This is a genomic window from Streptomyces sp. SID13726 (genome assembly GCF_010548375.1).
In the GTDB taxonomy this organism is placed as follows: Bacteria; Actinomycetota; Actinomycetes; order Streptomycetales; family Streptomycetaceae; genus Streptomyces.
The window spans coordinates 1-497 of record NZ_JAAGLY010000295.1 but is presented as its reverse complement, the minus strand read 5'-3'; the positions used below and the strand labels follow the sequence as shown (position 1 = coordinate 497).

General features: G+C 76.1%; 1 protein-coding gene. It reads right to left on the bottom strand.

Features of this window, described 5'->3' with window-relative positions:
• Window positions 1-497: hypothetical protein (locus G3I78_RS47715; RefSeq protein ID WP_203616521.1), on the bottom strand; the 497-nt coding region annotated here is incomplete at both ends.

Sequence of the window (497 nt, the reverse complement as noted above, 5' to 3'; positions counted from 1 at the left end):
GTCGTACGTGGCACGCCCGTCCTCGCGGGCACGGTTACGGTGCGCGTCCCGCTGGGCTGCCTCCGCGGCCGCACGCGCGCGCTCGTCGGGGTCCGGTTCGTGCTCTGCGGCGCTGCGCGCCTCGTCCGCCAGCCGGTCCTCGCGGTCGGCCTGCTGCATGAGTCGCTGGGCCTCGGCGTACTCGGCGGCGGCGCGGTGGCGCTCCTTCTCGGCGGCCGCGAGGGCTACCAGCTCCGCCTGGCTCATCAGGTGCGGGAACTTCGACGCGATCGCGAGATCGACGTCGGGGTCCTTGCCCTTCCACGCCTGCACGTCGCGCAGTCCGCCGCGCCCGACCGGCCCGAGGTCGGCGTCGGCCGGCAGGCGGTCGATCATCGCCAGCGCGTCGTCCTTCGTGAGCTCGCGGACCGGCTGCGAGCCGTCGAACTCGTCGCGGGCCTCGAACCGCGGTCCGGGCGTGCGGGCGTCGCCCTCGGCCTGTGCGCGCTGCGCGAGCC